We start from the raw sequence: 23752 nt of genomic DNA on the forward strand, positions 1-23752 counted from the left end.
CCAAAAAAGCGAAAGCACAGCGTGTTTGCCAGGGCCGGCCAACGGCCACGCAAGCCGCGCTTCGCGCGCGCGCCTCATCTTCTGTCCGAACGCGACGAAGTTCTGCGCAGCCGCGCCGAGGCGGAAGCCGCGATCGCGGAAGCGCGCAAGGCCCATGAGCGCCTGCGCCAGGCCATCGAGATCCTGCCGCAAGGCATCGTGTTTCTCGATGCCGAGGGCCGCTACGTCCTCTGGAACAAGCAATATTCCGAGATCTACAGCAAGACCGCCGATCTGTTCGAAGAAGGCGCGCGTCTCGAAGACACGCTGCGCATCGGTGTCGCCCGCGGCGACTATCCGGAGGCTGCCGGCCACGAGGAAGAATGGATCGCCGAGCGGCTGCAAAAGCTCTATCAGCCCGGCGCGCGCCACGAGCAGAAGCTGGCGGACGGCCGCGTCATCCTGATCGACGAGCGGCTCACCGACGACGGCGGCGTGGTCGGCCTGCGCGTCGACATCACCGAATTGAAGCAGCGCGAGGCCTCGTTCCGCCTGCTGTTCGACGGCAATCCCGTCCCCATGATCGTCTGCGCCCTCGACGACGAGCGCATCCTCGGCGTCAACGACGCCGCGATCGCGCATTACGGCTACAGCCGCGCCGAGTTCGAGAAGCTGAAGATCCGCTCGCTGCAGGCCTTCGACAGCGAGCCGCCCTGGACGACCGATCCGACCGGCGAGGAGCAGGCCGGGCGTACCTGGAAGCACGTCAAGGCCGACGGCGCGCTGATCGACCTTGCGATCTATTCGCGCGAGCTGACCTATGCCGCGCGGCCCGCGGTGCTGCTGGCGCTGATGGACATCACCGAGCGCAAGCGCGCCGAGGCGCGGCTCGCCTTCATGGCCCAGCACGACGGGCTCACCGGCCTGCCCAACCGCAACCTCCTGCGCCAGCAGGTCGACGAGATGCTGCTGCACACGAGGCGCAGCTCCGACAGGGTTGCGCTGCTGATGCTCGGGCTCGACAATTTCAAGGCGGTCAACGACACGCTCGGGCATGCGGTCGGCGACAAGCTGCTGCGCGGTGTCGCCAAGCGGCTGCGTTCGACCTTGCGCGAGGACGACGCGCTGGCGCGGCTCAATTCCGATGAATTCGCCATCGTGCAGAGCGGTCTGACGCGTCCCGAGGACGCGGTGTTGCTGGCAAAGCGCCTGCTGGAGGCGATTGCCGATCCCTATCTGCTCGACGGCCATTCCGTGGTGATCGGCGCCTCCATCGGCATCGCGATGGCGCCCGGCGACGGCGATGATTCCGAAAAGCTGCTCAAGAGCGCCGACATGGCGCTGTCGCGCGCCAAGCTGGATGCGCGCGGCACGTTTGCGTTCTTCGAGGCCGCGCTCGATGCCAAGGCGCAGAGCCGCCGCAAGATCGAGGTCGAGCTGCGCGACGCGATCCAGAACGACGTGCTGCGGCCCTACTACCAGCCGCTGGTCGATCTTTCCAGCGGCCGCATCACCGGCTTCGAGGCGCTGGTGCGCTGGCCGCATGCCGAGCGCGGCATGGTCTCGCCGGCCGAGTTCATCCCGGTCGCCGAAGACACCGGGCTGATCAACCCGCTCGGCGGCCTGATGCTGCGCCGGGCCTGCCTCGACGCCGCGACCTGGCCGGACGACGTCCGCGTCGCCGTCAATCTGTCGCCGCTTCAGTTCCGCAGCGGCAATCTGCTTTCGGTGGTGACGGACGCGCTGAAGCATGCCGGCCTGCCGGCCCGGCGGCTCGAGCTCGAGATCACCGAGACGCTGCTCCTGGAGAAGAGCGCGCAGGTGCTGGCGACGCTGCATGCGCTGCGCGCGCTCGGCGTGCGCGTCTCCATGGACGATTTCGGCACCGGATATTCCAGCCTCTCCTATCTGCGCAGCTTCCCGTTCGACAAGATCAAGATCGACCAGTCCTTCGTGCGCGATCTCGGCGCCAACCGCGAGGCCCAGGCGATCATCCGCTCCATCGTCAGCCTCGGCAAAGGGCTAGGCGTCACCATCACCGCCGAGGGCGTCGAGACCGAGTCTGAGCTGAGCTGCCTGCGCGCCGAAGGCTGCGACGAGGGCCAGGGCTTCCTGTTCAGCAAGGCCCGGCCCAATGCCGAGATCATCAGCCTGCTGGCGGCGCAGCGTGGCATCGACGGGGACGACGAGGATGACGCGCTGGTGGCCTAGGGCGCGCGGATGTCGGCTTGCGTCTTGAGTTGCGCACGGTCGAAAGTTCAGTGACGGACAAGCGATACGGCCTTATGCCCCTCGGCAGCAGCGGTTTCATTGGACCGCACGAATACAAACCGGGATGCCACGGGGATCTGTGCGTCGGCGCTGCCATCCTGGCCGATGAGAATGAGTCCCGCTCCGCCATTGGCCACGTTCAGGATGACGGGGGCGCCCTGCCAGGTCCTGATCGGCTCCATTCCGATGATGAGAAATTCGCCGACCGGCTGGTCAAAATATTGAAGCCTCAGTTGTGGTCCGACTTCAGCCGCCGCCAGGCCGAAACCCAGCTGCTTGGCGCGCGCATAAATGTCCGCCAGCAACGCTGTATCGGTCTGAAAGCCAAGTTCGGCCGCCGACACCGCAAAGAGCTCGACGCTTGTTTTCGTGGCGCTAAGGGTAAAGGTCGGTCGCGCGAGAATTTCCCCAGCCGAGTTTCCGATGCTGCAACCTGCCGCATCCAATGCGTTACTGAGAGCGAAGAAATTTGCGAACGTCCCGATTTTGACCGTCTTCCACGCGGGGACATCGACGGCGAATCTGATTGGGATTTGCGGCCTGTCAGAGGGAGCTTGCTTGAGCGTCAGGTGATTCCGCAGGACATCTCGCGCCGAGCATTGAGCCAGGGCTTCGCTCGCGAACAGGAGCGTGCATGCGGTGCAGAGCATCACAATAATGAGAGTGCCACCATGGTGCCATCCCGGCGAATGACGCCGCACGGCATCGCAACTGACTTTCTCGCCAGCCGTTCGGCCCATAACGGACCTCTCTTGCGCGCATGCAGCGCGCTAAAAACAATTTTGAACGATCAATTCACTATGGTCGGCTCGGTTGACAGCGGAAAAGCTGTCGTTCCGGTGACTATAGAAATTGGTCCGGGAAAAGCCAAGATGGTTCATCGACGGAGGCGCCGGATGGCGAACTCGACATAGGTCAGCGTGGATGCACTTTCGCAACGGGTCGACGTCAGCGGTCCCCTGAAAGGATCATCCTGCCGACGTCCTCGTAATGCGTGTCGCGCGCCTGGATCTGCTGGGCGATGGCGTGCATGTCGCGAAAGCGCCGCTCGAACGGATTGCTGCGGAATACCGCGGTCGCGCCGGCCATGCGATAGGCGGTGTCGACCACGCGCGCTGATTGGTGGATGGTCCAGGTCGCGGCGAGCCTGACAGCGCTGCGATGCACCGCGCTGAACGCGCCGGTCGCAGACAGGTCTCGCCACATCGCGCTTGCGGTCGCATAGAGATACGCGCGCGCAGCGCGCAGATCGCCTTCGGTGCGGCCGATCATGCCCTGAACCGCCTGGTTGTCGCGCATGGCGCCTGCCGCCAGCGACTGATGCTTTCCACGCGCCAGTGCAATCGCGGCGTCCAGCGTGGCGCGCGCGACGCCGAGCGATACCGCGGCAAAGCCGAGGCTGAAGGTCGAGCCGGTGCCGATTTTGTAGAGCGGCCCCTTCTCGCGCAGCGCGGACGGCACGTCACGAAATGTTGTGAAGCGTTCGGGGACGAAGAGGTCGCTCACCTCGTAGGAATCGGTGCCGGTCCCGGCGAGCCCGATCGCCTGCCAGACGTCATGCAGGGTCGCGCTCGCGACCGGAAACAGGATGGTGCGCAGCTCCGGCGATCCGTCCGCATTCTTGCGCGGCGCTCCGTCGGAACCGACGATGCGGACATGCGCCCCGAGCCAGCTCGCCTGCCGCGAGCCCGAGGCGAAATCCCAGCGCGCCGTGACGCGATAGCCGCCCTCGACCGCACGCGCCTCGTGCGCCACCGCGCCCCAGGAGAGGATGCCGGGGGCTGCGTTGAAGATTTCATTCGCAGTGTCGTGGTCGAGTGAAGCCGCGATCATGGCGCAGACGCTGTTTTGGCCGAGACACCAGGCGGTCGACGCATCGGCCTTCGCGATCTCCTCCTGCATCTGCATGAAGATTTCGATGGGGGCCTCGGCGCCGCCCAGGCTCTGCGGCAGCAGCGCCCGGTAGAGCCCGTTGTCGATCAGCGCAGAGACGACGGCCGGCGTCAGCCGCCGGCTTCGCTCGATGCCATCCGCCTCGCCCGCAATCAGCGGTGCCAGTGCGCCGGCACGTTCGACCAGGCCAACTGCTGGAGTTGCGTTCATGCGCGTTTCCTCGCTCATTCTTGGTGTGAGCGGTAAGAGAAGCAATGGTGATCTATTTGGTGGACAGGATCAAGGTGGTGCGGTCGTCATTGCGGGGGCGAGACGTCAGTGTCGAAACGCGGAATCTCACGCCGCAACCCGTTGCAGACCAAAACCGGCGGCGTAGACTGACCCGGACATGCCGCAGCACATTGGATACCTTTCTCTTCTGGTCCGCGACTACGATGAAGCCATCGCCTATTTCATCGGGCGGCTGGGCTTTGAGTTGGTTGAGGACACAGAACTCGGCAACGGTAAAAGGTGGGTCCTGGTTGCTCCATGGGGCTCCCTGGAGACCCGTATCCTCCTGGCGAAAGCGGTCACGGTGGAGCAAACGCAACGCATCGGCGATCAAACCGGCGGGCGGGTGTTCCTCTTCCTGCACACAGACGATTTCTGGCGCGACTACGAAGCCTACCGCTCAAGAGGCGTGCTGTTTCGGGAGGAGCCGCGCGTTGAGCCGTACGGAACCGTTGCGGTCTTTGACGATCTCTATGGAAATCGCTGGGATCTCTTGCAGCTGGCGCGATAGCTCGCTTGCAGGTCCATGGCAAGGTCCGGAGCGCCATCGCCGAATGCTCAGCCGTTCGGCAGCCACCATCCGAATATCGCAACGGCGAGGCACGCCACCAGGCAGATGACTTGATGGCCCATTTCCATCCAGTACCGGACCGGCGCAGTGTCCCGCTGAAAAACCTGCCTCGACCAGTCCAGCAGCCAGACCACGAGGTCAGGGCTGAAGGCCCTGATTTTCCTCTCGTTGTAGCCATCCCACAGCATGCGGCCGCAGTCGACGCACAGATAGATCGCGACGATTCGGGCGACGACCTCGCAAAGGAAAAACCGCATGTAGGCATCCGTTTCGTCGTAGCGCGTATCTGTCGGCGCGATACGACGGCCATTGCATTGGCGCGACCTGGTTTGGTGTAGCCGGGTTTGCCGTTGGTTCAATCGCAGCAACGATGCTTCTCAAGCCATTCGTTCCGCATCGTGATGGCAAGCCTCGATGTCTTCGTCTACGATCCGGTCGAGCTATCCGTGGAGCGACGCGATGCAGACGATTGGCCTGATTGGGGGCATGAGCTGGGAGAGCACCGCGCTCTACTACAAGCTCATCAACGAGCGCGTCCGCGACCGCATGGGCAAGCTGCATTCGGCTCCGTTGTTGATGTATTCCTACGACTTTCAGGAGATCAAGGAGATGCAATATGGCGGCCGCTGGGACGAGGCGGGGGCCAGCCTGTCGGAGATCGCGCGGCGTCTTGAAGGCGCCGGCGCGCGTGCGATCGTGCTGTGCACGAACACGATGCACAAACTGGCACCCGCCATCATGGCGAACGTCACCGTTCCCTTCATTCACATCGGCGACGCAACGGCAGAGCGCATTCGGTCGAAAGGCTATCGGCGGGTCGGGCTCCTTGGGACCAGGTTCACGATGGAGGAAGACTTCTACATCGACCGGCTGCGCGCGCATGATCTCGACGTCCTGGTTCCTCCCGCCGAGCCGCGGACCGACGTGAATCGCATCATCTACGACGAGCTGTGCCTCGGAATCGTCTCCGCTTCCTCCCGTGGCCGCTATCGGGACGTGATGGCTGCCCTCGTCGTCGCCGGCGCCGAGTGCATCATCCTCGGCTGCACCGAGATCACGATGCTGGTCGGGCAGGGCGACACGACAGTCGAGACGTTCGACACGACTGCGATCCACGCCGAGACGGCGGCTGATTTCGCGATCGGATGATGGATGTCTCGGTGGCGCGAGAGGTCCGTCATCTGAAGCGCGGAATTCGGCCGACGTCGGCGATCGGCCACATGCTGACACCCTCTACCCGTAATGATAGCATTCCTCTCATTAGCGCCTTGCGGGATTGTTCTCATAAAAGCACCCGCCAGAGCGTGAGAGGAGGCAGGTGCAATGAATTGGGGAGCTCTCAGCAAGCCCCGCGGTTGCCGGGGACTTTTCTTGCCTGTCCTTCTTGTCTCCGCACTCTGGACGTCCCTGGCCTGCGCACAGGACGTCCGAAGCTCGCCCAGCGAGGCAGGACCGGTCTTTTCGGAGAGCGGCCCCAATGCCGAGCTCTACGGCGCGGCGTCCGGCTATCCGGTCGGCACGCGGGGGACCACCACCCAGCTCGACAAGCTCGTCGGGGTCTACAGCCATTTCGGCGAGATCTTTCCCTCGCGCCCGATCGGTCGGGCGACGACGTCCTGGCACTTCAAGCGCGCGCCGGAGCCGGCGATCGCCTACAGTTTCGGTACGGAACGGTTGAGCATCGCGGATTACCTCAAACGCAACCCGGTGACGGGACTCCTGATCGCCAGGGACGACACGATCCTGTACGAGCACTATCAATACGCGCGGACCGACCACGACCGCTTTCTCTCGCAGTCCATGGCCAAGACGCTGGTGGCCATGCTGGTCGGGATCGCGGTCTCGGAGCGACGGATCAAGTCGATCGACGACCCGGTCTCGACCTACGTTTCCGGCCTTGCGGGAACGGAATATGGAAACACCTCCATCCGGGCCCTGCTGAACATGTCGTCGGGCGTCGAATTTTCCGAGGTCTATGACGGGCACGACGACATAGCCCGGCTTGGGCGAGCCTTGTTCGTTGAAGAGCCGAAAGATCCCGCCGTCGTCGTCGCACAATTCAATACAAGAACCGCACCGTCGGGGACCCGATGGCACTATGCCAGTGTGGAAACCGAGATCCTGGGCCTGGTCCTGCGCTCCGCGACGGGCACGCCGGTTGCCGACTATCTCCACGACCGGATCTGGGATGCTATCGGCACCGAAGCGGATGCCTCATGGGCGATCGACGGCAGCGGGCAGGAGATTGCCTTTTGCTGCTTCAACGCAGTCTTGCGCGACTATGCCCGCCTCGCACGGCTGCTCGCACATGACGGCGCCTGGGAAGGTCGTCAGTTGATCCCCCGGCAATGGCTGTTGGATGCCACGACCGTCAGACCAGGCGATAGTCATCTCGCTCCGCGAGTGGCAACACCCTATTTCGGCTACGGCTATCAGGTGTGGCTCCTCCCTGGCGAGCAGCGCAGATTTGCCCTGCTCGGCATCCGCGGTCAGGTCATCCTGGTCGATCCGGCCTCGAAGCTCGTCATGGTGCACACCGCCGTTCGCCAGAAGCCGTCCGAACCGGGAGCCCTCAGGGAGCCGCTTGCGTTGTGGTCCGCCGTGCTGGAACAGCTCGGGAAATGATCTGACAATGCCTTGGACCTCATGACCGCAAATTTGCTCGCTCTTCAGTGTGACGGGTTTGCTTTTTCTGGACATTCACGACACGACCATGTCGGCACGGACCGGTCTCGATCGCCGTTCGAGAGAAGTAAATTCTCGCGGGGCTCGCAAACACTTCGAATGGGGGCATAGCTGTTGATGGGGACCATGCGGAATGCATCGTGCCGAACAGGGCAGGCATACTCAGTCCTTTTCGTACTGGTCGCTTCGGCTTCTGTTGTGGCCCGGGACCGCGGTCGACGGCGGCGTGAGAAACGCGTCGAAGCGTTCTTGCACGATCGCGTAGCATTCGCACGACGCCTTCTCCAGGCCTGGACGATCCAGCACCTGAATCGTCCCCCGCCGATAGCTGATAAGACCCGCGGCCTGCATCGACTGCGCGGCAAGCGTCACGGATTTCCGGTTGGCACCGAGGATCTGAGATAGAAATTCGTGGGTGTAGGGAAGAGCTTCTCCCTCGGCCCTGTCGTGCATCATCAGGAGCCAGCGGCACATCCGCTCTTCCGTCGAATGCATCGCGTTGCATGCGACGGTCTGCTGGACCTGCGACAGCAGCGTTTCCGAATAGCTCACGAACAGATCGCGCACGTGCTCGCTGCTCTTGAATTCATGCTGCAACAGCTGGATGGGACAGCGGACCGTATGCCCCTCGAGTTGAACGATGCAACGGTTGAAGGAGACACGACTATACATGGCGGCGAACAGACCGAACGCGCCTTCGCGGCCGATATTCGCGGTCTCGATCGCCGCGCCATTTTCCAGCACGGTCAACAACGACAGCACGGAGCCTCGGGGAAAATAGGCGTGCTTGAGCAGGCCTCCCGCGTCGCAGACCATGTCGCCAAGCTTGAAATCGACGGGTTCCAGATGAGGATCTAACCGCCTGCGGCTGGCGGGCTCCAACGCGCCCAGCAGCCGATTGCTCCGCAGATCACGGTCCGTCTGCACCTTCGCCATGACAGCATGTCGTTCCGGTTCCGCTTCCTGCGCAATCCGGACAACGGGCATGTCGATGGGAGCGGGTAGGATCGGGATCATCACTTTTGTACTCATTCTGCGGGTGAGTCTGAGCAAAAGCGCTCACTTGCCGGTGTTGGATCACCGCGCTCGATTGAGATGGGTCGACCATCCGGTTCATCCTCAACGACAAGGACGACAGGCCGTGATGATGCTCGTCATTGATCTGAAGCGTCATCGACCCCGGTATCGTCCGTGGCTGGCTCATCCACCTCGCCAGACCAATGCTTCGCCATCCGCAGGCAAAGTTCCTTCAAATCCGGGTCGAGTGTTTCCTTGGCGAGTTGCATGAGGTCCGAAGCCAGGCGCAGGCACTCAAGCTCCAATTTACTATCGTTTTCCGAATCAGGCATGGTGTGCATCGACCTCCGAAACCGGAGGTGAGTGGTCGCACGCCGATGTTGCCGTTGTCGGTGGTCCAGACCACAGAGCCCAAGCCGTACGGGCAAGGACCGATTGGAACCCGGCAGGTGAGCAATTTTGCTCAGCTTCTCCGAAGAAAAGCGGCCACAGTTCCACCGGAGCGCATTGCGGGCTTCTGGCTTCATTGCCGGGCGCGACCGTGTTCGGAGCATCCGTTATGCATGAGGTTTTCATATCGGTCCCGGAGCCGATTGAAACTCCTTCCCGGCTCAGCCGGGACGAACTTGGCTATCGGCTGCGGCAACAGTCGCTGCTCGGCGAATTCGGTCGCACCGCCATGCAGACCCGCGACTTCCGGGAAATCCTGCAACGCGCCACCGAACTGTGCGCAATCGGATTGCAGTCTCCGTTCGCCAAGGTTCTGGAATATGAACCGGATGAAAAGCGTCTGATGGTGCGCGCGGGGGTCGGCTGGGCGCCGGGCACCATCGATGCCGTCTCACTCGCCGCCGACGTTGGATCGCCGGCGGGCTACGCCTACCAGACCGGAATGACCGTCATTTCGAACCAACTGGAATCAGATGCCCGCTTCCGCACGCCCCGGCTGTTGGCGGACCACGGCATCAGGCGCGCCATCAACGTACTGATAGAAAAGGGCGGAGAAGGTAACGCCTTCTTCGGCGTGCTCGAAGTCGATAGTGCGGATCCCGGCCAGTTCAATCAGGACGACGCCAATTTTCTTGCCGGCTTTGCCGGCCTGCTCGGCATCGCAATCGAACGTCAGCAGGCCGACGCCAGACTTCAAGAGGCGCTCAAGCACCAGGCTTTGCTGACCCGGGAGATGAGCCACCGTGTCAAGAACAGCCTCACGTCAGTCGTGGGCCTGCTCCGAGTCCAGGCGCGCAGCGCGCCATCCAAGGACGTCAAAAATGCGCTCGAAGATGCCAGCTTGCGGGTCTCCACCATAGCCGAGGTGCACGATCATCTTTGGCGCAGTTCGCACATCGGCTATGTCGAACTTGCGGACTTCATGACCGAACTCTGCAAGAAGCTGCGGGGCAACATCGAAAGGCACACGCTGCACTGCCACGCCGATCCAATGCTGCTCGCGGCCGATCACGCAATTCCCCTGGGGCTTTTAATCAACGAACTGGTCACCAACGCGGTCAAATACGCTTATCCGGAAGGAGGCGGCGACATCGAAGTCTCGGCCCGGGACATAAATGGATATTTACACGTCGAAGTCTCCGACCATGGTGTTGGCCTTCCGGAAGCGTTCGATATCGATCAGCCGCGGGCAAGCCTGGGTTTCAAGGTGGTCACGGGCATGGTGAAGCAGCTTCAGGGCCACCTCACGCTTTCAAGAGATCGAAAGGGGACTCGTTTCCTGCTCGATCTGCCTATCCTGACCGGCCCAAAGCAACTCATGCCGAGCCAGCCCGGAGAGGCCTGATTGCAGTTGGTTCGATAGATACGGCAACGACCGACCGGTCACGCCCCGCGATGATGACATCATGCCGGTGTTTTGCCCCGTCAGACCGCGGCGCGGCCCAGGTCGAGCGATTGCCCGCGTTTGGTCGGGAAGCTCAGCGCCACAGCGACGGCGGCAAGTCCGATCGCGAAGGAGCCGGCGTGCAGCCATGTGTAGCGCTGGAAATTGTCGAACACGAGTCCACCGGCCCATGGCCCGAACGCCATGCCGAGGCTGGCAAAGGCTGACACAGCGCCGAACACGGTGCCCATGATGCGTGCACCGAAGAATTCGCGGACCAGCACCGCATAGAGCGGCATCACCCCGCCATAGGCGAGGCCGAAGACGACCGAGAGCGCGTAGAATTCCCCGAGCTGGGCCACGGCGAGATAGGTCGCGATGCACATCGCCTGCACGAACAGGCCGCTGACCAGTACCGGTTTTGCGCCGATGCGGTCGGCAGCAGCGCCCAGCAGCAGGCGCCCGCCGAGGCCGGCGACGCCGGCGACGCTGTAGACCGTCACCGCCGTGAGCGGAGCGATGCCGCACACCATCGCATAGGACACCATGTGGAAGATCGGGCCGGAATGCGCGGCGCAGCAGGCGAAATGCGCCGCCGCGAGCGTGATGAACTGCGGCGTGCGCAGCGCCTGCGCCGCGGTCAACTCGACGTCCGGTGCCGTGTCCGCAGTTGCGGGGCCGGCCGTGGCGGGCGCCGGACGCACCAGGAAGCAGGCCGGGATCAGCAGCGCCCATGCGGCGACGCCGATCACCAGCATCGCGGTGCGCCAGTCATAGGCCGTGATCAGCCAGCTTGCGGTTGGGGCGATCGTCACCGGCGACACGCCCATGCCGGCGGAGACAAGTGCCACTGCGAGACTGCGGTTCTTCTCGATCCACGCGCTCGCGAGCGCCATCATCGGCGCGTAGAAGCTGCCGGCGGCAATCCCTATCAGCGTGCCAAAGAAAAGCTGGAACTGCCACAAGCTTGCCGCCTGGCTCGCGGCCACGAGACCAAGGCCCAGCAAAATACTTCCAGCAAGGACCACGATGCGGGTGCCGTACCGGTCCGACAGCGTGCCCCAGAAGAACGCGGCAATGCCCATGCAGAGGAAATCCAGCGTCGCCGCCGCGGACACGCCGGCGCGCGACCAGCCCATCGATTCCGAGATCGGCTGCAGGAAGACCGCAAGCGACAGCATGGTGCCGAAGCCGACACAGGTCATCAGCGCGCCCGCGGCGACAACGACCCAGCCATAGTCGAAGCCTGATGGCTTGCTCATGCGTTTCCTCAGCGCTTTTTGTATTGTTGATGGTGCGCGCGGGGATGGTGACCCATCTGCCGGCAGAGGGCAAGGCTGCCGGCGGCGGGGTTGCGCGTCGCGGCATTTAGAACCCGTGCGGCATGCTGCGGCACTGCAAGATCTCAGTCGCTCTTGGGAGCGTCCGCCATCGGAAGCAGCTCCAGCTTCGCGGATGATTTTTCCAGCAGCCCGGCGTGCGCCGCACGCCGAGGATCATTCCGATAGCTTTGAAAGTCCGCATCGGATGCGAAGCTGACGATATGCATCTCGATGGTGCCGTCGAGATTTCGAAGCCGCCGCTCCAGATATCCGTTGAACTCGGGCAAGAGCGGCAGAACCGCATCCTCGTAGGCGCGAAAGTCCGCGACACCCTCTGCGGGGATTCGGGGGATGAGCACGAGCGTGACTGGGGTGGTTTTCATCGCCGCCTGCCGACCGCTGCCATGATGCCACTATGCCAGTGTTTTGCCCGACGCTTCAAGTGCGATTTCGTAAAATCGAAAAACGTAATGCGGACAAGCCCCTCGCTACTGTGCATGGGGTTGTTTTCGCATTTCTTGTTCGAGCCGAGGCCTGCGCGGCCGGAGCGAGGCTCGCGGTGATGCCTCAGCTATCCACCTTCAGCGCGGCAATGAAGGCTTCCTGCGGGATGTCGACCTTGCCGAACTGCCGCATTTTCTTCTTGCCTTCCTTCTGCTTCTCCAGAAGTTTGCGCTTACGTGTGATGTCGCCGCCGTAGCACTTTGCGGTGACGTCCTTGCGCAGCGCGCGGACGGTTTCGCGTGCGATCACCTTGCCGCCGATCGCCGCCTGGATCGGGATCTGGAACATGTGCGGCGGGATCAGGTCCTTCATCTTCTCGACCATGGCGCGGCCGCGGCCTTCGGCGCGGGTCCGATGCACCAGCATCGAGAGCGCGTCGACCGGCTCGTTGTTGACCAGGATCTGCATCTTGACTAGATCCGCCGGCTTGTAGTCGGTCAGATGATAGTCGAACGAGGCGTAGCCCTTGGAGACCGATTTCAGGCGGTCGTAGAAGTCGAACACCACTTCGTTGAGCGGCAGATCGTATTTCACCATGGCGCGGGAGCCGACATAGGTCAGCTCTTTCTGCACGCCGCGGCGGTCCTGGCACAGCTTCAGTACGCTGCCGAGATATTCGTCGGGGGTGAGGATCGTCGCCTCGATCCAGGGCTCCTGGATCTCCGCGATCTTGACCACGTCGGGCATGTCGACGGGGTTGTGAATCGAAATTTCCTGACCGTCGGTCAGGCTCATCTTGTAGATCACGCTGGGCGCGGTCGCGATCAGGTTGAGATCGAACTCGCGCGACAGACGTTCCTGGATGATCTCCAGATGCAGCAGCCCGAGGAAGCCGCAGCGGAAGCCGAAGCCGAGTGCGGCCGACGTCTCCATCTCGTAGGAGAAGCTGGCATCGTTCAGGCGCAGCTTGCCCATCGCCGCGCGCAAGGTCTCGAAGTCATCGGCGTCGGCAGGGAACAGGCCGCAGAACACCACGGGGATGGCCGGCTTGAAGCCCGGCAGCATCTCGGTGACAGGCTTCCTGTCGTCGGTGATGGTGTCGCCGACGCGGGTGTCGGCGACTTCCTTGATTGCGGCGGTAATGAAGCCGATCTCGCCGGGACCGAGCTCGTCGACCTGGGTCATCTTCGGCGTGAAGAAACCCACGCGCTCGATGTCATAGGCCGCGCCCGTGCCCATCATGCGGACCCGGCTGCCCTTCTTCATGACGCCGTCGACGACGCGGATCAGCACGACGACGCCGAGATAGACGTCGTACCAGCTGTCGACCAGCAGCGCCTTCAGCGTCGCGTCGCGATCGCCCTTCGGCGGCGGCAGGCGGGTGACGATGGCTTCGAGCACGTCGGGAACGCCGAGGCCGGTCTTGGCCGAGATCATCACGGCGTCTGACGCGTCGATGCCGATGACGTCCTCGATCTGCTGCTTCACCTTCTCGGGTTCGGCCGCAGGAAGGTCGACCTTGTTCAGGACCGGAACGATCTCATGACCCGCGTCGAGCGCGTGGTAGACGTTGGCGAGCGTCTGCGCTTCGACGCCCTGGCTGGCGTCGACCACCAGCAGGGAACCCTCGCAGGCCGCCAGCGACCGCGAGACTTCGTAGGCGAAGTCGACATGGCCGGGCGTGTCCATCAGGTTGAAGATGTAGTCCTTGCCGTCCTTGGCGTGGTAGGCGAGCCGCACCGTCTGCGCCTTGATGGTGATGCCGCGCTCGCGCTCGATGTCCATGGAATCGAGCACCTGCTCCTTGCCGGCCATTTCGCGGTCGGTGAGCCCACCGGTCATCTGGATCAGGCGGTCGGCCAGCGTCGATTTGCCATGGTCGATATGGGCGACGATGGAGAAATTGCGGATGTTGGAAATGGGGACGGTCGTCATGGGCGCGGGATACCACTCACATCCCCGTGCGGCAACCATATTGCTGTATTTTCAGGGGCTTTCTTCACGCCAAGCTGATTCCACGCGGGTCCAAAACGCGCTACGCAACGCCTGATGTCCACGACCTCAATCCCGTCCGCCAGGGCGCGCGCGAAAACCCGGGTGAGCTTTGGCCGCTTCCGGGCCTGGCTGGTCGCCTGCGCGACCCGCCCGGAGGCCCGCCTGTGGCTGGTGATCCAGTTCGCCATCCTGCATGCGGTGCTCTGGACCTTCATCCTGATCAATCTGAAGGCGGCGCAGGACGTTCACATGGACGTCGCAGAAGCCTGGGGCTGGGGCCAGAAATTCCTGCTCGGCTATGGCAAGCATCCGCCGCTGTCGGGCTGGGTGGCCGGGGTCTGGTTCATGGCATTCCCGGCGACGGACTGGGCGACCTATGCGCTGGCGATGGCGACCGTCGGCGTCGGCATGGTGATCTGCTGGCTGGTTGCCTTGCGCGTGGTGGACGCACGGCGCGCGTTCCTGGTCGTGGTGATGATCGCGCTCTACCCGATCTTCAATTTCAAGGGTTTCAAATACAACCCCGACCTGCTCCAGCTGGTCACGCTGCCGCTCGTCGTGCTCGCTTATCTCAACGCGTTCGAGAAGCGGAGCTGGCAGTCCGGAATCCTGCTTGGCCTTGCCGGCGCGCTGGCGCTGATGACCAAATATTGGGTGCTGACCATGATCGGCGCCATCGGCCTCGCCGCGCTGATCCATCCGGAGCGGATGAGATTCCTGCTGTCGCCGGCGCCGTGGGCGGCGATCGCGACGATGATCGTTGCGATGATCCCGCACGTCGTCTGGCTGGCGCAGGCGCATTTCATGCCGCTGACCTATGCGGGCGATACCTACAGCCTCGAGGACAGCGGCCAGGTGCATGAACTCGTGACCGGCTATGTCCTGCATAATGTTGCGCTGCTGGCGCTGCCGGTGGCGCTGGCCGCGCTCGCAATGGCGCTGGTGCCGCATTGGCTGCCGCTGCTCACGCGCGCCCCCTTGCGCCTCGTCACGCGCGCCTGGGCGCGTGGTCCCAATCCGGGCGTCAATGTTTCGCAGGCGCTGAACGTCTGGATGATCCAGATCATCGTCGCGGTCGGACCGCCGCTCGGTGCGCTGATCTTCAGCATCTACATGAAGACGGATTGGGGCATCTCGCTGTTCTTCCTAGTGCCTTTGGTGCTGGTCGCGATCCCCGCGTTGCGGGTGCAGAGTGCGGCCCTGTTCAACATCGCGGCGATCTGGCTCGTGCTCAGCGTCGCGACGCTCATGGCCTCGCCCTGGATCGCCGCGCGCGAGATGGCGGCCAATGCCGGCAACACGGCGACCTATGGCGCGCGCTCGGAGCTGGCGCGCGAACTGACGCAGGTCTGGCACGCGCGTTTTGCCTCGCGCTGGGCGGTCGTCGCCGGCACCATGGAATCGATCCAGCCGATGGTGTTCTACAGCCCGGATCATCCGGCCGCGCTGGTGCCGATCGAAGCCTGGGATTCCGGACTGACCTCGCGCGAGGACGTCAAGCGATACGGCTTCATCGGCGTGTTCGATCCGACCGACGGCCGTTTGCCTGCGTTCGAGAAATGGGTGGCCGAGGTCGCACCGAACGCCGAGCGCATCGTGATGACGACGCGCCGCTTCACCCACGGCAGGCCCGGCCCGTCGATGAGCTGGAACATCTACATCGCTGCGCCGGGGAAGTGAGCGAGCGCTGCGAAGCGCTAAATCCCTTCCTCGTTGAACTTGCTTTCAATGAGCTCGGTGATCGCCGCGAGCGCAGCGTCAGCATCATCGCCCGCAGCCGCGACCGTGATCGTCGTGCCGGGACCGGCCGCGAGCATCATCAGGCCCATGATCGAGGTGCCGCCGACGGTCTCGCCGCCGCGCGTCACCCAGATCTGCGCATTGAAGCGCTCGACCATCTGGACGAACTTCGCCGAGGCGCGGGCATGAAGGCCGCGCTTGTTGATGATGAGGAGCTCTTTGGAGATCGCGCCCGCGGGCACGCCCGTCCCGGCTTGCGGCGCCTCCTCGCTCATTTGCCGGCGAGCACGCGGCTGGCGATGGTGACGTATTTACGGCCCGCTTCCTGCGCCATTGCGATCGCGTCGGGCAGCGGACGCTCCTCGCGCACCTTGGCAAGCTTCACGAGCATGGGAAGGTTGATGCCCGCGAGGACTTCGACCTTCGGCCGGCTCATGCAGGATATTGCCAGGTTGGATGGCGTGCCGCCGAACATGTCGGTGAGGATCGCGACGCCGTCGCCGGAATCGACGCGGTTGACCGCCTCGATGATGTCGCTTCGGCACAGATCGGAATCATCTTCGGCGCCGATCGTGATCGCTTCGATTTGCTTTTGTGGGCCCATGACATGCTCAAGCGCTGCCTTGAATTCGTCGGCAAGGCGCCCGTGGGTCACAAGTACTAGACCTATCATCGGAAAACTCCTCGCGGGCGCTTTTGGTGCACCGCACGAACGCGCCACTTTGACCATCCAGAGCCCCTGCGCAAGAGGGGATGTTGCGTATCTCCCTGAATCTAGACGGATGGATGAGGGGAGCTGCGCCGATCTATTCGGTCGCGATAGTGGGGTTCATATGGTTACCATTTCCCTTCAAACAATCGCCTGAGGGGTTAACCGAAGATGAACTCTTGGTAGTGGTCAAGGCCGCAACAACCAGTGGGAGGGGCGAATAGTCGCGGCCGACCGGGATTCGCGGTATTTCGACACCTAAAATGCTTGTTTTCAGGGATTCGGCCGGCGGCAGCCGCTCCGCGTCCGCCGCGTCCAGATCGACCACGAGGCCGACGGTCGCATGCTCCACGAAGTCGCAGCTGCGGATTCCCAGTCCCCGGATCTCGATCAGGCCGGCCAGTATCGGTGCGGGGCGGACTTCAATTTCGCGGCCGACTGTCGCCAGATGGACACGGTCATCACCGACCAGAACGGCCCTTTCGACCACGCCGGTGCGTCCCGCCATGATCAAATCGAAGGCAAGGCGCGACTTGCCGGAGCCGGAGGGCCCGCGGATCAGCACCGCCAAAGTCCCGACCCTGACCGCGGAGGCATGAACGCTGGGGCCGCCGTCGCTCATAGCGCCGGCAGCCTCACCACGAAGCGCGCGCCGACGACGGTAGGCGCTCCGTCCTCGTCCGCCGGGCCGGCGCGGTTCTCGGCCCAGATGCGTCCGCCATGGGCGTCGACGATCTGCTTGGAGATCGACAGCCCGAGGCCCGAATTCTGGCCAAAGCCCTGATGTGGACGGTCGGTGTAGAAGCGCTCGAAGATGCGCTCCAGCGCGTCGTCGCGGATGCCGGGTCCGTCGTCGTCGACGACGATCTCGATCTCCGAGCGGACGCGGCGGCAGGTGAGGCGGACCTTGCTGCCGGGCTCGGAGAACGACTGTGCGTTGGAGAGCAAGTTCGAGACCACCTGCCCAAGCCGCGAATCGTGGCCGGTCACGGCGAAGGCGTCGGTCGGGCTGCGGCCCTCGAAGCGCGTCTCGACCGCGACATCATGGCCGAGCTTGGTTTCATTGGCGACGGAGACGAGCGTCGTCAGCAGGCGGCGCAGGTCGACCGCGATCGCATCCTGACGCTGCAACTCGGCATCGAGACGGCTGGCGTCGGAGATGTCCGAGATCAGCCGGTCGAGCCGCTTGACATCGTGCTCGATCACCTCGAGCAGGCGCGCGCGGCTGGTCTCGTTGCGCGCCAGCGGCAACGTCTCGACCGCGGAGCGCAGCGAGGTCAGCGGGTTCTTCAATTCGTGCGCCACATCGGCGGCGAACATCTCGATCGCCTCGATGCGGCTGTAGAGCGCGCTGGTCATGTCGCGCAGCGCGCCGGAAAGATGCCCGATCTCGTCGCGGCGGCGCGTGAAGTCGGGAATCTCTATGCGGGCCTTGATGCGGCGGCGGACGCTCTCGGCGCTGTCGGCCAGCCGGCGCACGGGGCCCGCGATCGTGCTGGCCAGCAACAGCGACAGCATGATCATGACCGCGGCGGCGACGCCGCCCACTTTGAGGATGGCGAGGCGCTCGGCGGTGACCATCTGGTCGATGTCGTCGCCCTGCGTCGACAGCATCAGCGCGCCGTGGATGGCGCGCGAGCGCAGCACGGGGACCGCGACCGAGACGATCACCTCGCCGCGCGCATTGACGCGGACCATCGAGCGTTTCTGGCCCTGCAGCGCATCGCTCACTTCAGCATAGCCATTGCCGTTTTCGGGCCCGAGCTCGCGGTAGAGCGGCAGGTCGCCGCGGTTCAGCCAGGTGCGCACCGCGACCATGCCGCGCTCGACCACGCCGGGCTTCTCGGCGGACAGGGGTGGAAGCGGGAACCGCAACACGTTCTCGAGGTTGCGGCTGTCGAGCAGCAGGCTGCCGTTCGGATCGTAGATGCGGGCGCGCGTCTTGGTTGGCGAGATCAGCGTGCGCAGGACCGGCGCGACGCGCTCCGGATTGATAGGAAAATCCAGTGGCGAATAGTCGTCCGACCCGCCATAGGTCTCGCCCGGCTTGAGGTCGAGCAGCCGGTCGGGATCGATCGTGATGGCGTTGGTCTGCACCGTCGCGGAGGCCGCGATCGCGCCGGCGATGATCTCGGCCTGCACCAAGAGGCTCTGCGCGCGCGCGTCGATCAGGCCGGCGCGGAACTGCGACAGATAAAGGATGCTCGCGACCAGCGCGACGAGGCCGGCGAGGTTGAGCGAGACGATACGGCGCGTAAGGCTCGAGAAAGACAGCGCGAAGAAGAATTGCCCGGCGCGCTTCAGCCAGTTCAGTGGGCGCCAGCCTTGCGGCTTGTCTTCGGCGACGTGCTCCGAAACGCCGTCGGATGCGACATCCCCGGCGTTCTGGTTCTCGTCAGGCTGCGTTCGGTCAAGCAATGCTCATGCCCGCGTTAGGACAGCTCGTGCGAAGGTCCCCGCATCCTAGAGCTATCCCGGTCCCGATGGAACGAGAACCGGAGACGCTCTCGACGTTCGTGAAGGCGCGTCGCGCCTCAGGCTTCCTTGAAGCGGTAGCCGACGCCGTAGAGCGTCTCGATCATCTCGAACTCGTTGTCGACCACCTTGAACTTCTTGCGCAGCCGCTTGATGTGGCTGTCGATGGTGCGGTCGTCGACATAGACCTGGTCGTCATAGGCGGCGTCCATCAGCGCGTTGCGGCTCTTCACCACGCCGGGCCGGGTCGCGAGCGCCTGCAGGATCAGGAATTCGGTGACGGTCAGCGTCACCGGCTCGTTCTTCCAGGTGCAGGTATGCCGTTCTGGATCCATGCGCAGCAGGCCGCGGTCGAGCGCCTTGGCGTCGTTCTCCTTCGGCGTGACGGTCGGGTCCTTCGGCGCCGAGCGGCGCAACACCGCCTTGACGCGTTCGACCAGCAGGCGCTGCGAGAACGGTTTGCGGATGAAGTCGTCGGCGCCCATCTTGAGGCCGAACAGCTCGTCGATCTCTTCGTCCTTGGAGGTCAGGAAGATCACCGGCAGGTCGGATTTCTGCCGCAGACGGCGCAGCGTCTCCATGCCGTCCATGCGCGGCATCTTGATGTCGAGGATGGCGAGATCGGGTTGGGTGGTGCGGAAACCGTCAAGCGCGGAGGCGCCGTCGGTGTAGGTCATGATGCGATAGCCTTCGGCCTCCAGCGCGATCGAGACGGATGTGAGAATGTTGCGGTCGTCGTCGACCAAAGCGATTGTGGGCATGAGCCTCTGCTTTCTGCTTTCCGTTTGGGTCGTGGCTTGAAACGGCGAGCAATCCACTGATGCGCCGCATACATGGGTGCCGAATTGGCCTTCGAACCTTGTCACCGAGCAATGCAAGCTGGGCTGAAGTGTGACGAAGTTCCACGAAAGGCAGCAGATTCGCCGCATCTCGACCCATAACCGGGCCCCGGTTTACTCGAAAAAAGGCCCTCCTTGCAACCACCTGACCCGAGAAAGCCGATGCAACCAACCCCCGATTTCGACCCCGGAAAGCTCGCCAGATCGCTGCTCAGGCGGTCGCGGCAGGGCGCTCTCGCAACGTTGATGGTGGCCAGTGGTGATCCCTATTGTTCCCTGGTCAATCTGGCGAGCCATCCGGACGGCTCGCCCATCCTGCTGATCTCGGGATTGGCCGTGCACACCAGGAACATCCTCGCCGACAGCCGGGTCTCCCTGATGCTGGACGAACGGGCGGCGGGCGATCCCCTTGAAGGTGCCCGGATCATGCTGTCCGGCCACGCCGAGCAGGCCGATGCCGACAAGGATCTGCTCCAGCGACGGTATCTCAGTGCCCATCCGTCGGCGGAAGCCTTTGTTTCCTTTAAAGATTTCTCATTCTTCCGGATCCGGCCGACGGGAACCCATCTGGTCGCCGGCTTCGGCCGCATCGTCGATCTCAAGCCGGAGCAGTTCCTCACGGACCTCATCGGCGCCGAGGACCTGCTGGCGGCAGAGGAGGGGGCGGTCGCGCACATGAATGCCGATCACCGCGACGCCATGGGCCTCTATGCCACAAAACTGCTCGGCGCGGCCGAAGGCGACTGGCGCTGCACCGGGTGTGACCCCGAAGGCCTCGACATGCAGGACGGCCAGACCGCATTGCGGCTGGACTTCCCGGAGCGGGTGACCGATGGCACGGCGCTGCGCAAAATGCTGGTCCGCCTCGCCGGCGAGGCGCGCGCCAAGACAGGCTAGCGATAATTTGAACGCTGCCGCCCATCGCCGCGACCCAAATCCGTAATGGTTCGAGGTCGGCAGCGAGAGGGTTCATGACACGCCGTCGTTTGACGCTGATTGCGGGTTTGGCGCTCGCGATCGCTGCATCGCTGGCCACGCCAGGCTATGCCCAGAAGGGCGATCTGTCCACGCAGAGCGCGCGGATCAACGCGCTGAGAAGTGCCGGCAAATATTCGGAGGCGCTACCGCTGGCGCAGGCCATGGTCGCGAGCGTGGAGAAGACCAGCAACATCCGCGATCTCGCGGCCGCGCTCAACAATCTCGGGCAGATCCACGCAGATCAGGGACGCGACGACCAAGCCGAACCGCTCTACAAGCGCGCCATTGCGCTGATGGAGAAGGGGACAGGTCTCGATAGCGTCGAGATCGCGCCCCTGCTGACGAATCTCGCCGCGCTCGATCAGCGGCAGAGTCGTTATGCCGAAGCCGAGCCACTGTTCAAGCGCGCGCTCGCGGTTCGCGAGAAGGGGCTGTCGCGCGAACATCCCGATGTCGGCCAGTCCCTCAACAATCTCGCCACGCTCTATGTGAAACAGCAGCACTATGCGGACGCCGAGCCGCTGTTTCAGCGGGCGCTCGCGATCTACCAAAAGGCCGCTGGCCCCGAGCATCCGGCGGTGGCAACCGTCCTGAACAACGTCGGCCAGGTCTATCGCGACCTCAACCGGGATGCGGACGCCGAGGCGCCGATCAGGCGCTCGCTCGCAATCCGCGAGAAGGTGCTGGGACCGGATCATCCCGACGTCGCGCGCTCGCTGAACAATCTCGCCGGCCTTTACGAGCATCAGCAGCGCTACGCCGATGCAGAGCCGCTTTATCGCCGCGCGCTCGTCATCCGCGAGCGTGCACTCGGTCCCGATCATCCCGACGTCGCGACCTCGACCAGCAATCTGGCCTATTTCCTCCACGTCTCCGGGCGGAACGCGGACGCGCTGCCGCTAGCGGAAAAGACGCTTCGGGGCGATCGCGCGCAGTTGCGCGTCGTGTTGCCGGTCCTGTTCGCAGCGCGGCAGCAATCGCTCCTGGCCGGCGACACGGCGCTTGACGAGGCCCTCGCCGCGATCCAGCGCGGCACGCAATCCTCCGCCGCTTCCGCCGTCAACAAGCTTGCGGTGCGCCTCGCTGCCGGCAGTGACCTTCTCGCGGAGCTGGTGCGCCGGGACCAGGATCTCGCGGCCGAGTCCGAGGCGCTCGACAAGGCGATCATGACCGCGGTTTCGAAGCAATCGGCCCAACGCGACGTCGCATCGGAGCAGCGCAACCGCGCGCGCATTGCGGCGATCGCGAACGAGCGCGCGGGCTTGCAGAAGAGGCTCGCGGTCGAGTTTCCCGACTACGCCTCGCTGTCCAATCCCCTGCCGCTCACGGTAAAGGAGGTTCAGCCTCTGCTGTCGGCCGACGAGGCGATGGTGCTCTACGCCGTCGTGGACAAGCAGAGCTATGTCATGGCGATCACGCGCGAGGGCGTCGACTGGAAGGCGATTCCACTCGGCGCGGATGCGCTGACGCAGAAGGTGACTTCATTCCGCAAGGGACTCGACGTCGGCAAGGCGCGTGATGCGTCCGGCAAATCCGGATTGTTCGATCTCGGGCTCGCCCACGAGCTCTATGTCGCGCTGCTCGGTCCGGTCGAGGCGTTGATCAAGGACAAGCGCAGCCTGCTGGTGGTGCCCTCGGCTGCGCTGACCGCATTGCCGTTTCATCTGCTGGTCACGGAGACGCCGCAGGCTGCGATCCCGGACACGCTCGAAGGCTATCGCGGCGCCGCCTGGCTGTTGCGGCGTCAGGCCGTCTCGGTGCTTCCGTCGGTGGTCAGCCTGAAATCGCTGCGCGCGTTTGCGCGCAAGGACCAGAGTATAAAGCCGATGACCGGCTTTGGCGATCCGGTCTTCAACCCTGCGCTCGAAGCGCCCGCCGACCGTCGTGCGGCGAGCGGCAAGGTCGCTGCGCGCAGCATCGCGACGATTGCCTATACCGATTTCTGGCGCGGTGCCGGCGTCGACCGCGCGCGGCTGGCCCAGGCGCTGCCGCAACTGCCTGACACCGCCGACGAGCTGAACGCGGTGGCGAGGGACGTCGGCGCGGCCGAGGCCGACATCCATCTCGGCCGCGACGCCAGCGAAACGACACTCAAGCGTGCAGCGCTTGCTCAATACAGCATCATCTACTTCGCCACCCACGGCCTCGTTGCCGGCGATGTCAAGGGATTGGGCGAGCCCTCGCTCGCGCTCTCCATTCCCGATCAACCCACGGAGCTCGACGACGGTCTGCTGACCGCGAGCGAAGTCGCCCAGCTCAAGCTCAATGCGGATTGGGTTGTGCTGTCGGCCTGCAACACCATCGCAGGCGACAAGCCCGGCGCCGAGGCCCTGTCGGGACTGGCGCGCTCATTCTTCTATGCCGGCGCCCGCGCACTCCTGGTCTCGCATTGGGCAGTGGATTCGGAAGCTGCCACCCGCTTGACCACGTCGACTTTCGAGCTGCTCAAAAACGAACCAAAAATCGGCCGTGCCGAAGCCTTGCGCCGCGCGATGTTGACGTATGTTGATGACGCATCGTCGCCGCGCAACGCCTATCCCGCGATGTGGGGGCCGTTCGCGCTCATCGGCGAGGGCGAGGTACGATAGAACGGCCCGGCATTAGTCTCCGATTGTGCGTCGCAATAACCCTCGGAAACGCCGAAACAAGCGTTTGGTTGCGCGACCATTCGCAATTTTTTGATGCGCCTGCTCAGAGCTGTCATGCGCGACGTTTGGCGCGGTCCTTGAA

General features: G+C 63.9%; 21 protein-coding genes. 8 read left to right on the plus strand and 13 right to left on the minus strand.

Going from position 1 to position 23752, the window contains the following annotated elements; translation table 11 throughout:
* Positions 1 to 21: 21 nt before the first annotated feature.
* Positions 22 to 2190, plus strand: a complete 2169-nt coding sequence (locus tag OC450_RS31855) for a putative bifunctional diguanylate cyclase/phosphodiesterase (RefSeq protein WP_262049330.1) — start codon at positions 22 to 24, stop codon at positions 2188 to 2190.
* A 47-nt stretch (positions 2191 to 2237) separates the two neighbouring features.
* On the opposite strand, the gene OC450_RS31860 is transcribed toward OC450_RS31855, so the two are convergent.
* Together OC450_RS31860 and OC450_RS31865 are read right to left on the minus strand one after the other, a co-directional pair.
* Positions 2238 to 2990, minus strand: a complete 753-nt coding sequence (locus tag OC450_RS31860; RefSeq protein ID WP_211386260.1) for a hypothetical protein — start codon at positions 2988 to 2990, stop codon at positions 2238 to 2240.
* 208 nt (positions 2991 to 3198) lie between these two features.
* Entirely contained in the window at positions 3199 to 4353 is a 1155-nt protein-coding gene (locus OC450_RS31865; RefSeq protein ID WP_262049331.1) for an acyl-CoA dehydrogenase family protein, read from the minus strand.
* Positions 4354 to 4531: 178 nt separating this feature from the next.
* Between OC450_RS31865 and OC450_RS31870 the strand changes: the two genes are divergently transcribed.
* Positions 4532 to 4924, plus strand: coding sequence for a VOC family protein (locus tag OC450_RS31870; RefSeq protein ID WP_262049332.1), 393 nt, complete (start codon positions 4532 to 4534; stop codon positions 4922 to 4924).
* 47 nt (positions 4925 to 4971) lie between these two features.
* Here the strand turns inward: OC450_RS31870 and OC450_RS31875 are convergent, their stop codons facing one another.
* On the minus strand, positions 4972 to 5241 hold the full coding sequence (locus OC450_RS31875; RefSeq protein WP_262049333.1) for a hypothetical protein: 270 nt from the start codon (positions 5239 to 5241) through the stop codon (positions 4972 to 4974).
* Between the two features lie 202 nt (positions 5242 to 5443).
* Here OC450_RS31875 and OC450_RS31880 point away from each other — a divergent pair, with 202 nt between their 5' ends.
* The gene (locus OC450_RS31880) at positions 5444 to 6133 is read left to right on the plus strand and encodes an aspartate/glutamate racemase family protein (RefSeq protein WP_262049334.1); all 690 of its coding nucleotides are present in this window, start codon (positions 5444 to 5446) and stop codon (positions 6131 to 6133) included.
* Between the two features lie 222 nt (positions 6134 to 6355).
* Positions 6356 to 7609, plus strand: coding sequence for a serine hydrolase domain-containing protein (locus OC450_RS31885; RefSeq protein ID WP_249129467.1), 1254 nt, complete (start codon positions 6356 to 6358; stop codon positions 7607 to 7609).
* A gap of 222 nt (positions 7610 to 7831) precedes the next feature.
* Here OC450_RS31885 and OC450_RS31890 read toward each other — a convergent pair whose 3' ends face one another.
* Both OC450_RS31890 and OC450_RS31895 read right to left on the minus strand, forming a co-directional pair.
* Positions 7832 to 8605, minus strand: a complete 774-nt coding sequence (locus tag OC450_RS31890) for a Crp/Fnr family transcriptional regulator (protein WP_211386298.1) — start codon at positions 8603 to 8605, stop codon at positions 7832 to 7834.
* A gap of 218 nt (positions 8606 to 8823) precedes the next feature.
* Positions 8824 to 9018: a hypothetical protein gene (locus tag OC450_RS31895; protein ID WP_211386266.1), complete on the minus strand. Its 195-nt coding sequence runs from the start codon at positions 9016 to 9018 to the stop codon at positions 8824 to 8826.
* A gap of 227 nt (positions 9019 to 9245) precedes the next feature.
* Here OC450_RS31895 and OC450_RS31900 point away from each other — a divergent pair, with 227 nt between their 5' ends.
* On the plus strand, positions 9246 to 10481 hold the full coding sequence (locus OC450_RS31900) for a sensor histidine kinase (RefSeq protein ID WP_262049335.1): 1236 nt from the start codon (positions 9246 to 9248) through the stop codon (positions 10479 to 10481).
* A gap of 80 nt (positions 10482 to 10561) precedes the next feature.
* On the opposite strand, the gene OC450_RS31905 is transcribed toward OC450_RS31900, so the two are convergent.
* From OC450_RS31905 to lepA, 3 genes are all read right to left on the minus strand, one after another.
* Positions 10562 to 11782 carry an MFS transporter gene (locus OC450_RS31905; RefSeq protein ID WP_262049336.1) on the minus strand — a complete coding sequence of 407 codons (1221 nt, stop codon included), beginning with the start codon at positions 11780 to 11782 and terminating at the stop codon, positions 10562 to 10564.
* Positions 11783 to 11925: 143 nt separating this feature from the next.
* On the minus strand, positions 11926 to 12225 hold the full coding sequence (locus OC450_RS31910; protein WP_211386269.1) for an antibiotic biosynthesis monooxygenase family protein: 300 nt from the start codon (positions 12223 to 12225) through the stop codon (positions 11926 to 11928).
* Between the two features lie 184 nt (positions 12226 to 12409).
* Entirely contained in the window at positions 12410 to 14221 is a 1812-nt protein-coding gene (lepA, locus tag OC450_RS31915) for a translation elongation factor 4 (protein WP_211386270.1), read from the minus strand.
* Between the two features lie 114 nt (positions 14222 to 14335).
* Between lepA and OC450_RS31920 the strand changes: the two genes are divergently transcribed.
* Entirely contained in the window at positions 14336 to 15961 is a 1626-nt protein-coding gene (locus OC450_RS31920; RefSeq protein ID WP_262049337.1) for a glycosyltransferase family 39 protein, read from the plus strand.
* A gap of 17 nt (positions 15962 to 15978) precedes the next feature.
* On the opposite strand, the gene OC450_RS31925 is transcribed toward OC450_RS31920, so the two are convergent.
* The 5 genes from OC450_RS31925 to OC450_RS31945 all read right to left on the minus strand — a co-directional run bounded on the left by OC450_RS31925 (position 15979) and on the right by OC450_RS31945 (position 19966).
* Positions 15979 to 16296, minus strand: a complete 318-nt coding sequence (locus tag OC450_RS31925) for an HPr family phosphocarrier protein (protein ID WP_211386272.1) — start codon at positions 16294 to 16296, stop codon at positions 15979 to 15981.
* On the minus strand, positions 16293 to 16694 hold the full coding sequence (locus OC450_RS31930) for a PTS sugar transporter subunit IIA (protein WP_007597752.1): 402 nt from the start codon (positions 16692 to 16694) through the stop codon (positions 16293 to 16295). The genes OC450_RS31925 and OC450_RS31930 overlap by 4 nt, the downstream gene beginning before the upstream one ends.
* Before the next feature lie 133 nt (positions 16695 to 16827).
* On the minus strand, positions 16828 to 17352 hold the full coding sequence (locus OC450_RS31935; protein ID WP_211386273.1) for an HPr kinase/phosphorylase: 525 nt from the start codon (positions 17350 to 17352) through the stop codon (positions 16828 to 16830).
* Positions 17349 to 19148 carry a sensor histidine kinase gene (locus OC450_RS31940; RefSeq protein WP_211386274.1) on the minus strand — a complete coding sequence of 600 codons (1800 nt, stop codon included), beginning with the start codon at positions 19146 to 19148 and terminating at the stop codon, positions 17349 to 17351. The genes OC450_RS31935 and OC450_RS31940 overlap by 4 nt, the downstream gene beginning before the upstream one ends.
* A 116-nt stretch (positions 19149 to 19264) precedes the next feature.
* Positions 19265 to 19966: a response regulator transcription factor gene (locus OC450_RS31945; protein ID WP_007597749.1), complete on the minus strand. Its 702-nt coding sequence runs from the start codon at positions 19964 to 19966 to the stop codon at positions 19265 to 19267.
* A 240-nt stretch (positions 19967 to 20206) separates the two neighbouring features.
* Between OC450_RS31945 and OC450_RS31950 the strand changes: the two genes are divergently transcribed.
* Positions 20207 to 20941 (plus strand): HugZ family protein, encoded by a 735-nt coding sequence (locus OC450_RS31950; protein ID WP_262049338.1) that lies wholly within the window; start codon positions 20207 to 20209, stop codon positions 20939 to 20941.
* Positions 20942 to 21015: 74 nt separating this feature from the next.
* Positions 21016 to 23610 (plus strand): CHAT domain-containing tetratricopeptide repeat protein, encoded by a 2595-nt coding sequence (locus OC450_RS31955; protein WP_262049339.1) that lies wholly within the window; start codon positions 21016 to 21018, stop codon positions 23608 to 23610.
* Positions 23611 to 23752 lie beyond the last annotated feature (142 nt).

The organism is Bradyrhizobium sp. Bra78 (assembly GCF_024519855.1).
Classification (GTDB): Bacteria; Pseudomonadota; Alphaproteobacteria; order Rhizobiales; family Xanthobacteraceae; genus Bradyrhizobium; species Bradyrhizobium japonicum_G.